The 11,721-nt window shown below is 71.8% G+C and carries 13 protein-coding genes; 7 read left to right on the top strand and 6 right to left on the bottom strand.

Translation table 11 applies throughout. From position 1 onward, the window contains the following. Positions 1-337: 337 nt before the first annotated feature. From ACH4OW_RS22515 to ACH4OW_RS22505, 3 genes are all read left to right on the top strand, one after another. Positions 338-1,189 (top strand): DUF4097 family beta strand repeat-containing protein, encoded by an 852-nt coding sequence (locus ACH4OW_RS22515; RefSeq protein ID WP_398029766.1) that lies wholly within the window; start codon positions 338-340, stop codon positions 1,187-1,189. A 4-nt stretch (positions 1,190-1,193) separates the two neighbouring features. Then, the gene (locus ACH4OW_RS22510; protein WP_398029765.1) at positions 1,194-2,348 is read left to right on the top strand and encodes a helix-turn-helix transcriptional regulator; all 1,155 of its coding nucleotides are present in this window, start codon (positions 1,194-1,196) and stop codon (positions 2,346-2,348) included. Between the two features lie 205 nt (positions 2,349-2,553). After that, positions 2,554-3,438 carry a hypothetical protein gene (locus tag ACH4OW_RS22505; RefSeq protein WP_360141169.1) on the top strand — a complete coding sequence of 295 codons (885 nt, stop codon included), beginning with the start codon at positions 2,554-2,556 and terminating at the stop codon, positions 3,436-3,438. Between the two features lie 56 nt (positions 3,439-3,494). Here ACH4OW_RS22505 and ACH4OW_RS22500 read toward each other — a convergent pair whose 3' ends face one another. Both ACH4OW_RS22500 and ACH4OW_RS22495 read right to left on the bottom strand, forming a co-directional pair. Further along, complete coding sequence (locus ACH4OW_RS22500) at positions 3,495-4,058, bottom strand: Clp protease N-terminal domain-containing protein (RefSeq protein WP_398029764.1); 564 nt, start codon at positions 4,056-4,058, stop codon at positions 3,495-3,497. Beyond that, positions 4,058-4,267, bottom strand: a complete 210-nt coding sequence (locus tag ACH4OW_RS22495) for a helix-turn-helix domain-containing protein (RefSeq protein WP_360141175.1) — start codon at positions 4,265-4,267, stop codon at positions 4,058-4,060. Before ACH4OW_RS22495 ends, ACH4OW_RS22500 begins: the two co-directional genes overlap by 1 nt. A 157-nt stretch (positions 4,268-4,424) precedes the next feature. On the opposite strand from ACH4OW_RS22495, the gene ACH4OW_RS22490 reads away from it, so the two are divergent. Next, positions 4,425-5,108, top strand: coding sequence for an antibiotic biosynthesis monooxygenase (locus ACH4OW_RS22490; RefSeq protein WP_398029763.1), 684 nt, complete (start codon positions 4,425-4,427; stop codon positions 5,106-5,108). Between the two features lie 26 nt (positions 5,109-5,134). On the opposite strand, the gene ACH4OW_RS22485 is transcribed toward ACH4OW_RS22490, so the two are convergent. Next, positions 5,135-5,893 (bottom strand): TetR/AcrR family transcriptional regulator, encoded by a 759-nt coding sequence (locus ACH4OW_RS22485; RefSeq protein ID WP_360141181.1) that lies wholly within the window; start codon positions 5,891-5,893, stop codon positions 5,135-5,137. 137 nt (positions 5,894-6,030) lie between these two features. On the opposite strand from ACH4OW_RS22485, the gene ACH4OW_RS22480 reads away from it, so the two are divergent. After that, entirely contained in the window at positions 6,031-6,267 is a 237-nt protein-coding gene (locus tag ACH4OW_RS22480) for a hypothetical protein (protein WP_398029762.1), read from the top strand. Here ACH4OW_RS22480 and ACH4OW_RS22475 read toward each other — a convergent pair. The 3 genes from ACH4OW_RS22475 to ACH4OW_RS22465 all read right to left on the bottom strand — a co-directional run bounded on the left by ACH4OW_RS22475 (position 6,206) and on the right by ACH4OW_RS22465 (position 9,183). Further along, positions 6,206-6,850, bottom strand: coding sequence for a HutD family protein (locus ACH4OW_RS22475; RefSeq protein WP_398029761.1), 645 nt, complete (start codon positions 6,848-6,850; stop codon positions 6,206-6,208). The genes ACH4OW_RS22480 and ACH4OW_RS22475 overlap by 62 nt on opposite strands. Positions 6,851-6,878: 28 nt before the next feature. Next, a complete protein-coding gene (locus ACH4OW_RS22470) occupies positions 6,879-7,841 on the bottom strand; it encodes a zinc-binding dehydrogenase (RefSeq protein WP_398029760.1) in 963 nt (320 codons plus the stop codon). A 124-nt stretch (positions 7,842-7,965) separates the two neighbouring features. Further along, positions 7,966-9,183 carry an NADP-dependent malic enzyme gene (locus ACH4OW_RS22465; protein ID WP_360141193.1) on the bottom strand — a complete coding sequence of 406 codons (1,218 nt, stop codon included), beginning with the start codon at positions 9,181-9,183 and terminating at the stop codon, positions 7,966-7,968. A 525-nt stretch (positions 9,184-9,708) separates the two neighbouring features. On the opposite strand from ACH4OW_RS22465, the gene ACH4OW_RS22460 reads away from it, so the two are divergent. Together ACH4OW_RS22460 and ACH4OW_RS22455 are read left to right on the top strand one after the other, a co-directional pair. Next, positions 9,709-10,683 carry an ABC transporter substrate-binding protein gene (locus tag ACH4OW_RS22460; RefSeq protein ID WP_360141196.1) on the top strand — a complete coding sequence of 325 codons (975 nt, stop codon included), beginning with the start codon at positions 9,709-9,711 and terminating at the stop codon, positions 10,681-10,683. Between the two features lie 83 nt (positions 10,684-10,766). After that, positions 10,767-11,714, top strand: coding sequence for an amino acid ABC transporter permease (locus ACH4OW_RS22455; RefSeq protein WP_360141199.1), 948 nt, complete (start codon positions 10,767-10,769; stop codon positions 11,712-11,714). The last annotated feature ends 7 nt before the right edge of the window (positions 11,715-11,721 follow it).

Here is an 11,721-nt window from a genome sequence, read left to right as displayed (position 1 = left end):
TTTCCCTCCCCCACCCCCACTCGCGCGGGGCTGCCGAACCGGCCGGAGGGGACGTGCAGGGGGGTGTCCCCGCAGCCGACAGCTCGCAACACCAGGTTCAGCTTTCCAGACATGGCGTCCGCGAGTGCGGTGAGGAGACACCCCCCTGCGCGGCCCCGACCCCAAACGAAACCAGCGCAACCCCGCGCGAAGCGCGAACCGCAACCCCGCGCGAAGCGCGAACCGCAACCCCGCACGACAGCGCGCCCCGCAACCCGGCAACGCGCACTTGACTTCGCGCCGCCGCGATATATCGTGTCGACAGAGACACGATATGCCGCGTCAAGGAGGCCCCACCATGCGCACAGAATGGTCGGTCTCCGACCCCCGCACGCTGGACATCGAGGGCCCCGTAACCGCACTCCACGTGCGAACCATCGGCGGCACCGTCAACGTCGTCGGCACGACGGACGGCAGCCGCCCCCGCGTGGAGATCGGCGAGGTGACCGGTCCGCCGCTGACCGTCCGGCAGGACGCCGGCACGTTGAGCGTCACGTACGAGGACCTGCCGTGGAAGGGCCTCCTGAAGTTCCTCGAACGCAAGGGATGGCGACGCAGTGCGGTCGTCTCGGTGACCGTGCCGGCGGGGACCCGCGTCGAGGTCGGTACGGTCGGGGCGAGCGCCGTGATTTCCGGCATTTCCGGGCGTACGGACCTGCGCGGCGTCACCGGCGACAGCACCCTGGTCCGGCTGACCGGCCCGGTGCGGGCGGAGACGGTGTCCGGCCGGGTGGAGGGCCAGGCCGTCACGGGGGACCTGCGGTTCAATTCCGTCTCCGGGGATCTGACGCTCGTCGAGGGGGCCGGTGGTTCCGTGCGGGCGGAGTCGGTGAGCGGGGACATGGTGCTGGATCTCGATCCGGCCGCCGAGGGGGCGGACATCAGGTTGGTGACGGTCTCCGGGGAGGTCGCCATCCGGCTGCCCGCGTCGGGTGACACCGAGGTCGACGCGAACACCACGAGCGGTACGGTCGCCAACGCCTTCGACGATCTGCGGGTGAGCGGCCAGTGGGGGGCCAAGCGGATCACCGGCCGGCTCGGTGCGGGCAGTGGCTCGTTGAAGGTCACCACGGTCTCCGGTGGCCTGGCCCTGTTGCGCCGTCCGCCGTCCGACGACCAGCACTCCCCCACCGACAAGAAGGTGCTCTGAAGCCATGGCCCCCGTCTTCGCCCACGGCCGTCTCCGCCTCTATCTCCTGAAGCTGCTGGACGAGGCCCCGCGGCACGGTTACGAGATCATCCGGCTGCTGGAGGAGCGCTTCCAGGGCCTGTACGCGCCGTCCGCCGGCACGGTCTATCCCCGGCTGGCCAAGCTGGAGGCCGAGGGGCTGGTGACCCATACGACCGAGGGCGGCCGCAAGGTCTACTCGATCACCGGGGCGGGGCGCGACGAGCTGGCCGACCGCGGGGGTGAGCTGGCGGATCTGGAGATGGAGATCCGCGAGTCGGTGGCGGCGCTGGCTTCCGACATCCGGGAGGACGTGCGCGGTTCGGCCCGCGATCTGCGCCGCGAGATGCGCGAGGCGGCCCAGGAGGCGCGCGAGGCGCGGCGTAGCGGCAAGGGGGACGCCCGCGAGGAGCACGGTTTTCCGGACGCGGCGGACTACTTCGAGGGGCGTTTCGGCGACAAGGAGGCGTGGCGGCAGGCGAAGGACGAGTTCCGGCGCGCCAAGGAGGAGTGGAAGGAGCAGGCGCGGCGGGCCAAGGAGGAGAGCCGGCGGGCCAAGCAGGACGCCCAGCGGGCGCGCAAGCAGGCGCGGGAGGCCCGGCTGTTCGTGCGCGAGGAGGTCCAGGAGGCCATCAAGCGCGTACAGGAACAGGCCCAGGAGCATGTACGTACCGGGGACTGGGCGGGCGCGCTGCGCGAGGCGCTGTCCGAGGTCTCGCGTGAGGTGGGCCGGTTCGCGGGCGTGCCGGACGCGGCGGAGGGCCGGGAGGCGGACGCGGGCCGCGACGGCGGCGCGGCCGGGGAGTCCGGGGCGGCGGGCGAGCGGGTGGACTTCACCAAGGGGGACGGCGCGGCGGAGGCCGGCGCGGACGGTGCGGGTGCGGCGCGTACGGCGGCTGCCGACCGTACGCCGCCGGAGCCGGCGTGGGCGTCCGAGCCCGGGTCCGGGGAGCCGGCCCGTGACTTCGACCGGCTGCTGGACCGGTTCCGCGACGACCTGCGGGACGCGGCCCGTGACCACGGGGTCACGGACGAGCAGTTGAAGGACGTACGCCACCGTCTGGCTGCGACTGCTGCGCACGTCGGAGCCTTGCTGCGTGACCCGGAGGCATATGCGGCCCGGCGGGAGCCGCGCGGCTGACCTCTTCGGCGCACCGCGCGGCAGTTACGCACAGTTGTCTGCGAGGGCCTGGATTCACCCGCCGTAATCGGGGAACTCAGTCCCTCGCACGGCTTTTTGCCCGACGACGGGATCTGCCGCGAGAAAATCGGGGACCTACGGCCGTGTCCGCCTTTACAGTCAACTCTCCCTGTCTGAACGGATCTTGAAGGCCAAGAGGTAAGCGATGTCGGAATACCCTGCCGTGGCCCGCCGGATGTGGCGCCAACTGGAGCCCGTCCACGCCGTCGTGTACTTCGCACCCGAGGCGTTCGAGGAGGCGGCGGCCCTCGGCTACGAGACCGACACGCGCTGGCCCAGTTACTTCGCCTGGCGGACGGCGCCGCTCGGCGCGGCGGGGCCTGAGCTGGTGGCCGCGACCTTCTACAGTTTCAGCCCGCGGATGATCGCCCGGTACGTGCCGTCGATCTGGTCGACGGCCGCGCCGGGCAAGGTGCTGGACGCGCGCTTGCAGGCGGTGGACCGCATAATGACGGGCCTGATGAGAGCCGGCCGGGTGCCCGCCGCCCGGATTGCCGAAGCCGCCCAACTGGCCCGCCAGGCCGCCGAGAACGCCTCTGTCGCGGCCCGTCCGCTGGCCGCCGCCAACCGCGACCTGCCGTGGCCCGACGCGCCGCATCTGGCGCTCTGGCACGCCATCACGGTGCTGCGCGAGCACCGCGGGGACGGCCATGTGGCGTCGCTGCTGACGTACGATCTGGAACCGTGCGAGGCGCTGGTGTCGTTTGCCGCGATCGGGGCCGCACCGAAGGCCAATTTCAAGGGCCGGGGCTGGACTTCGCAGGAGTGGAGCGCGGCGCACGACCGGCTCGCCGCGCGCGGCTGGATCGATCCGTCCGGCCGTCCCACGGAGCTGGCCCGTGAGGGCCGTGACGAGGTCGAGCGGATGACGGACCGGCTGGCCGCGGGGCCGTGGCGGGCGCTGGGCCGGTCCCGTGCGGAGCGGCTCGGCCAGCTGCTGAACCCGCTGCTGGCGGCGATCATGGAGGCGCAGCTGCTGCCGCGCCAGGGGACGTTGGGGATCGGTGCGGTGCAGGTCGCGTATCCGTAAGGTGCCCGGTGCGCGGCGGCGGGCCGCGTTCGTACGGGCCCGCCGCCGCCCGCGTCTCAGCTCGCCGCCGCCGGCCGCTCCAAGGCTCGTATGACGTCGGCGTGCGTGACGCCGTGCTCGGCCAGAACGGCCGCGGCGAGCCCCGGTCCGGTCACCATGGCGAGCAGTAGGTGCTCGTCGCCGATGTACTTGTCGCCGCGGCCGAGCGCGACGCGCAGCGAGCGTTCCAGTACGGCCTTGGCCTCCGGCGCGAACGGTCCGCGGAGCGAGCGCCCGCGCCGTTTGGCCGGGCCGGAGGCGGCGGACAGCGCGCCGGCGCCGTGTTCCCGCTCCACCCGCGAGACGATCTCCGTCATGTCGATGCCGAGACCGGCCAGCGCCTCCGCGTCGGCGGACGACAGGCCGCCCCGCCTGCGCGCCTCGCCGAGCGCGTGCTCAACGGATGCCCGGCGCTCGCGCACTCCGAGGGCGCCGAGCGCCTCGGCGCCCGGGGACCCTTTGCCGTCCAGCAGGGCGAGCAGCAGCTCTCCCTCGCCGACCGTGCCGGGCCCTGTCCCGTTCGCGTAGGCGGGGGCGCCTCGCACCACGTCGCGCGCGCTTGCCGTGAACCTTTCGAACATCAACGCCTCCCGTGCTTCTTGTGGACCGCCTGCCTGCTGACGCCCAGCTCGGCGGCGATTTCCTGCCACGACCAGCCCTTCGCGCGGGCGCTGCGCACCTGTACGGCTTCCAGTTGCTCCAAGAGCCGGCGGAGCGCGGCGACGGCACGCAGCCCGATCCGGGGGTCCCGGTCGCCCGCCCGCTCGGCGAGGTTCGTTGCTTCGCTCATGGTGTCAATTTAGGTTGACACCTCGCCGGCGTCAATAGAAGTTGACGCGCGGGGTCCCACCCTTGACCTCAAGTGCGCTTGATCTTGGAGGCTCCCCGCGGAGAAACGTTCCCGAACAGCGAGGAAGCCCCATGCCCAGCACGCCCGCACCCCCGCCATGCGGCGCCCGGACGCCGGCACCGTTCTCGTCAGCGCCTGGCTCGTGCCCGCGCCGGATCTCCAGCGCCGCGCCGCCGACGCCGTACTCGACGCGTGGGAGCGCCAGCCGCGCCCCGACGCGATGCTCTCCCTCAGCACGTTCCTGAGTGTGGACGGCAGCCACGTCCTGAACTACGCGCAGTGGACGGACGACGACGCGCACCGGGAATGGGTACGCCACCGGCGGCCCGCGACCATCAGCCGTATCGACGAGTCCATTCCCGGAATTCAGCGGCCCGGACTCGTCCGGTACACGCGGTACCGCAGTTACGTATCCCAAGGGACCCCGGATCGACACCCCGGGCTGCTGGTCACCCCCGCCTTCGCGACCACCGGCCCGGCGCCCCAGCGCGCGCTGGCCGACGCCGTCATCGCCTCGCTGGAGGAGGAGCAGGTCCCCGGGCTGCTCGGGGCCCACTTCCACCTCTCCAAGGACGGCAGCCGCGTCGTCAACTTCGCCGAGTGGGAGGACGCCGCGGCCTGGCAGGAGTTCGCCGCCAACGGCACGGCGGCGCGCCTGCACGCGGCCGTCTCCTCCGTCCCGGGGGTAACGGAAGCCCCTGCCGTACCCGCCCTTCCGGGGCGCACCGGCGTGGGGCACTACCGCCTGCACCGGAGCCTGGTGAACGTACCGGCGCCCTGAGGGGCCCGGCCCCGCCCCACGCGCGGTCAGGAGAAGATCCGGTCCAGGTGGTAGTCGATCAGGCCCTCGACCTCGGCCATCGCGCGGCGCCCGTGGAGCACGTCCAGGCCCAGCCCGGTGACGCCGGACACCAGCAGATCCGCCTCGTGCCGCGGATCGACGCCGGGGCGTGCGGCGCCGCCCTCGCGGATCAGGGTGGCGACCAGGGACTCCACGACCTGCTCGCCGTGCAGGAAGACCCCGGCCATCTCGGGGTCGGTCAGGCTGCGCACGAAGTACGCGGTGAACACCCGCAGCGCCAGGGCCCGTTGACCGTCCAGCGGCAGGAATTCGATCAGCACGGCACGCAGCACGGCGCGCGGGTCGCCGGGGTCCGGCAGCCCGGCCATCCGCGCGCGGGCGCGGCGGTCGTTCTCCTCGTGGAGCATCCGCAACGCCTCGACGAGCAGGCGGTGCTTGCTGCCGAAGTGGTACTGGACGACGCGGAGCGACACTCCGGCCTCGGCCGCGACCTCCCGCATGCTCGCGGATTCCAGGCCGCGGTCGGCCGCGATCCGCCAGACGGCCTCGGCGACCTCCCGCCGCCGCCGTTCCCGCGCACCGCCCGGCCGCCGCCCGGGGACGTCCGCGGCCTCTTCGGCACGCTCGGCCGCCCGGCTCTTCCTGCGCTGCCGGTACGCCTTCGCCTGGCAGCTCCGCGAGCAGTACGCGGGGGGCCGCCCACGCGTCGCCGCGGGCAGCGCGGCACCGCAGACCTGGCACCCGGCCTTCTTTTCGTCACGCATAAGGACAGGGTAGCGCCCCTTGGGGAGCGTGACGAATATCAGATCGGGGCAGCACTGTCAAGGTACATAGTGAGGTTTGTTGATACAGTCGTATCCATCGCACGGAATCTTGCCGGCACGGAACACGGAGGCGACCCATGAACGAAGGCTGGTACCGGCTGCTGTCCATCCTGGTGTTCGTCGCGGGCTTCTGGGAGGGGCCGGCGGCCATCCTCTACCGCATCGTCAGCGACGACCGCGGCACCGTCATGCGGGCCGCCAACTACCTCGACGCCCCCTGGAACTACGTCGCGTCGGGCGCGGTGATCGTGGTCACCGTTCTCCTGCTCGGCGTCCTGGACAAGGGCCGCCAGAGGGCGCTCGCGTCAGGGTGACGACGGCGGCGACGCCGTCGGTACGGAGCGCGAATCCCGCGGCGTCCGGCAGCAGGACCGCGTCATAGCGCTCCAGCGGCAGCGGGGACGCGGGCGCCGGGCCTTCCGCGTCCAGGGTCGCGGGGCCGGACAGCGCGACGACCAGCCTCGACCGCTGCCCGCCGGGCGCCGTCGGCGCGGTCGGCGGCGGTGCCGTGTACGCATAATCGCCGCGCGCCATCTCGACCGTCGCCGCCGAACGGCCGCGCCGCAGCATCACGTTGAAGTTGACCACCGGGCCGTCCAGCAACCTGCAACCGGTCTCGGCGTCGCCGGGGAAGGCGAACGGGTGGTATCGACCGTGCAGTTCGTGGCGGGTGCCGTCGACGGTCAGCTCCAGCCCGGCGCCGTCGGCCACGGTCAGGACGCGGTCCACCCCCGGCAGCGCGGAGTACGGGCCGTCCCGGCCCACCTCGGCCAGGCTCACCCGCCAGTCGAAGGCGTCCCAGCCCGCGCCGGACGGTGCGGCGGCGACCTCCCGCGTCGCCCCGCCGCCGTTGCTCCAGGCCGACGCCCTGCGGCCGGCCGCGCGCAGCACCCGCACGTGCGCCCCCTTCTCGTGCTCCCGCGCCTCAGACCGTCAGGACGACCTTGCCGAACATCTCGCCCTCGGCCAGCTTCCCGAAGCCCTCGCGTGCCCGGTCCAGCGGCAGCGTCGTGTCGATGACGGGCCGTACGCCCTTGGCCGCGCAGAAGTTCAGCAGCGAGGCCAGTTCGTCCTTGCTGCCCATGGTGGAGCCGACGACCTTCAGTTCCAGGAAGAAGATCCGGTTCAGTTCGGTGCGCTCGGGGTTGAAGCCGCTGGTGGCGCCCGAGATGACGAGGGTGCCGCCGGGCTTGAGGGACTTGACCGAGTGCGACCAGGTGGCGGCGCCGACCGTCTCGATCACGGCGTCCACCCGCTGCGGCAGCCGCTCGCCGGTGGGCAGAGCCGCCTCGGCGCCCAGCTCGACGGCGCGCTTGCGCTTGTCCTCGCTGCGGCTGGTGGCGTAGACCCGCAGGCCGGCCGCAGCGCCCAGCACGATCGCCGCGGTGGCCACGCCGCCGCCGGCGCCCTGGACGAGGACGCTGTCCCCCGGCCGTACCCCCGCGTTGGTGAACAGCATGCGGTACGCGGTCAGCCAGGCCGTCGGCAGGCAGGCGGCCTCGGCGAAGGACAGCTCCTTCGGCTTGGGCAGCACGTTCCAGGTGGGGACGGCGACCTGCTCGGCGAAGGTGCCCTGGTAGCGCTCGGTGAGGATGGAGCGCGGCTCGTCGGGGCCGACGCCGTGCCCGCTCTGGCCGATGACCGAGTGCAGGACGACCTCGTTGCCGTCCTCGTCGGTGCCGGCCGCGTCACAGCCGAGGATCATGGGCAGGGCCTCCTCGCCCAGCCCCACGCCGCGCAGCGACCACAGGTCGTGGTGGTTGAGGGAGGCGGCCTTGACGTTGACGGTCGTCCAGCCGGGGCGCGCCTCGGGGGCCGGGCGCTCGCCCAGTTCGAGGCCGTTCAGCGGCTGGTCGCGGTCGATGCGGGCGGCGTAGGCAGCAAACATGATCCCAACGTAGGGCGCGCGGGGTCCCGGCGGTACCACGCCGCGGTGTGACACGCGCCGCGCCGCGGAACGGCGGAAGGGCCCCGCGCGGCGGCGGGACCCTTCCGGTGGCATCGGCCTCGGGTCAGCGGCGCGCGACGCCCTCCGCGCGGGCGGCGGCCGCGACCGCCGAGGTCACCGCCGGGGCGACGCGCTCGTCGAACGGCGACGGGATGACGCAGTCGGCGCTCAGGTCGTCGGCGACCACCGAGGCCAGCGCCTCGGCGGCGGCCAGCTTCATGCCCTCGGTGATGCGGGAAGCGCGCACCTGGAGGGCGCCGGCGAAGATGCCGGGGAACGCCAGCACGTTGTTGATCTGGTTCGGGTAGTCGCTGCGCCCCGTGGCGACCACCGCGGCGTACTTGTGCGCGACATCCGGGTGGATCTCCGGGTTCGGGTTCGCCATCGCGAAGATCAGCGCGTCCTTGGCCATCTTCGAGACCGCTTCCTCGGGCACCGTGCCGCCGGAGACGCCGATGAAGACGTCCGCGCCGTCCAGCGCCGATTCCAGCGAGCCGGAGAGGCCGGCCTTGTTGGTGAAGGAGGCCAGTTCGCGCTTGACGTCGGTCAGGTGCTCGTCGCGGTCGGCGGTGACGATGCCCTTGCGGTCGCACACCGCGACGTCACCGATGCCCGCCTCGACGAGGATCTTGGCGATGGCGACACCGGCCGCGCCGGCGCCGGAGATGACGGCGCGCAGCTGTCCGAGCGAACGGTTCGTCAGCTGGGCGGCGTTGCGCAGGGCGGCCAGGGTGACCACCGCGGTGCCGTGCTGGTCGTCGTGGAAGACCGGGATGTCCAGGCGCTCCTGGAGCTTGCGCTCGATCTCGAAGCAGCGGGGCGCCGAGATGTCCTCCAGGTTGATGCCGCCGAAGGAGGGCGCCATCCGCACGACGGTCTCGACGATCTCGTCGGCGTCGGTCGTGCCGAGCGCGATCGGCACCGCGTCCACGCCGCCGAACTGCTTGAAGAGGATGGCCTTGCCCTCCATCACGGGCAGGGACGCCTCGGCGCCGATGTCGCCGAGCCCGAGCACCGCGGTGCCGTCCGTGACGACGGCCACGACCTGGGACTTCCAGGTGTAGTCGTGCACCAGCTCGGGTTCTTCGGCGATCGCGCTGCACACCTTGGCGACGCCGGGCGTGTAGGCGAGGGAGAGGTCCTCACGGTCGCGCACCGGCACCGTCGCCTGGATGGCCATCTTGCCGCCGCGGTGCAGGAGGAAGGCGGGGTCCTGGCCCTTGCCGTCCCGGTCCGTTTCCGTGCTGCCGCCGCTGTGGGAATGAGCGGTCTTGGCTGTCACTGATCCAACCCCTTTGTTCGTCTATCAGTTGAGGGTGACCACTCCCTGGTTAAGGGGTGGGCGGGCACCGCGACCGTGCCCTGCGCGACGGATGGCCGTCCCGCGGGGGGAGGTACGGACGCCGGGCGCGCCGCACACGCGCCCTGAGCCCCGGATGAGGGGTGTAACGAACCTTTCTACCGGACGGGCGCGGGCCCCGACGAGTCGGATTCGTTACCCCCGGTCAACAAATCAGACAATAGCGGCGTACAACGTGAAACGGCGGAAGTGCCCTGCGCATTGTCCGCACTTCGAGACGCGGGTCCGCAGCCGCCGCCGGACCGCCCGCGACCGGGCTCGCGGCACCCAAGGGGCGCCTGGCATGCACGCCCCCGGCTACGTCCGTTATCCGATTTTGACCTGTAGGGCAGTCCGGATAGCGGTGTCCGGATGGCAAGATTCCGTCACCAAACGAGGTCGCGACGCCCGAAGGTGTGTGCCCGGCCCCTGCCAGTCGGCTTCTTTCTCATCCGCAGGAGGATCAGCATGACCGCAAGCCCCACCCGTCGCCCGGCCGCCGGCAGGACTCGTTCAGCCGTGGCCGCCGCGACCGCGGTCGCGGCCTCGCTGCTGCTGCTCACCGCCTGCGGCGACCAGACCGACGCGGCCGTCGCCAAGCGCGAGGCGGCCAAGAACCGCAACCCCGACGCGCCGCTGTTCAAGCTGCTGCCCAAGGACGTCCAGGACAAGGCGATGATCCAGGTCGGCTCGGACATCACCTACAAGCCGGTGGAGTTCCGCACCAACGGCGAGGTCACCGGCATCGACCCGGACCTCGCCGCGGCGATGGGCAAGGAGCTGGGCGTCAAGCTCAACTTCAACAACGCCACCTTCGACACCCTCATGGGCGGCATGAAGTCCAAGCGCTACGACATCGCCATGTCGGCGATGACCGACACCAAGGACCGCCAGCAGGGCGTGGACAGCACCACCGGCAAGAAGGTCAGCGACGGCGTCGACTTCATCGACTACCTCGACGTCGGCGTCTCGATCTACACGCAGAAGGGCAAGACCCAGGGCATCGACGGCTGGGAAGCCCTGTGCGGCAAGAAGATCGCGGTGCAGCGCGGCACCGTCTCGCACGACCTGGCCAAGGACCAGTCCAAGAAGTGCGAGGAGGCCGGCACGGACGCCATCTCCATCGAGGCGTTCGACAACGACACCGAGGCCCAGACCCGGCTGCGCACCGGGGGCGTGGACGCGGTCTCCAGCGACTACCCGGTCGCCGCGTGGGCGGTCAAGACCTCCGGCGGCGGCAACGACTTCCAGCTGGTCGGCGGCGCGCCGGTCAAGGCCGCCCCGTACGGCATCGCGGTGCCCAAGGACAGGACGCAGCTGCGCGACGCCCTCAAGGCGGCCATGGAGGCCATCGTGAAGAAGGGCAGCTACGCCGAGGTGCTCAAGAAGTGGAACGTCACCGACGCCGCGGTCAAGGAAGTCAAGCTCAACGGCGGCAGCTGAGCGCGCCCGAGCCCCGCCCGGCCGCGTGCCGCCCAGCCCGCGCACGGCCCGTCCCTCCCGCCGAACGCTGAAAGGCAACACCCGTGTCAGTTGACGTCGACAAGCCGGCCCAGCCGCCGGCGGACGCCCCGCCGCCCGCTCCCGAGCCGATCAAGGCCATTCCGGTCCGGCACTACGGGCGCTGGATCGCGGCGCTCGTCGTTCTCGCGCTGCTCGCCCTGCTCGTGCGGGCCTTCGCCTCCGGCAAGGTCAACTGGGGCGCGATACCCGAGTACATGTTCAACGCGGACATCCTGCGGGGTCTGCGCAACACCCTGATCATCACGGTGCTGTCGATGGTCATCGGCATCGTGCTGGGCGTGGTCCTGGCCGTGATGCGGCAGTCGAAGAACCCGGTGACCTCGACGGTCGCGTGGTTCTACGTCTGGTTCTTCCGCGGTACGCCGGTCTACGTCCAGCTGTTCCTCTGGTTCAACCTGGGCCTGGTCTTCCAGTACATCGACATCATGCCGATCTACAAGGACGAGTGGTCGGACTTCATGACCCCGTTCCTGTGCGCGCTGCTGGGCCTCGGGCTCAACGAGGCCGCGTACATGGCGGAGATCTGCCGCGGCGGTCTGCTCGCCGTCGACGAGGGCCAGACGGAGGCGGCGCACGCGCTGGGCATGAGCCACGGCAAGACGCTGCGCCGGATCATCGTGCCGCAGGCGATGCGGGTGATCGTGCCGCCGACCGGCAACGAGGTCATCAACATGCTCAAGACCTCCTCGCTGGTCATCGCGGTGCAGTACTACGACCTGCTGCAGTCGGCGCAGAACGTGGGCCGCGACGCCGGTCCGGTCGTCGAGATGCTCATCCTCGCCGCGGCCTGGTACCTGATCGCGACCACGGTGCTCAGCATCGGCCAGTACTACCTTGAGCGTCACTACGCCCGCGGCGCGAGCCGCCAGCTGCCGCCCACCCCGATCCAGCGGGTACGGGCCCGGCTGTCCGGCGGCGCCAACCGTTCGTCGGCCGGAGGTGCCGCATGACCAGCAA

This window comes from Streptomyces sp. NPDC017056, assembly GCF_044332485.1.
Lineage (GTDB): Bacteria > Actinomycetota > Actinomycetes > Streptomycetales > Streptomycetaceae > Streptomyces.
Note: the sequence above shows the minus strand (reverse complement) of the source record. Positions and strands in the feature narration are given on the sequence as shown.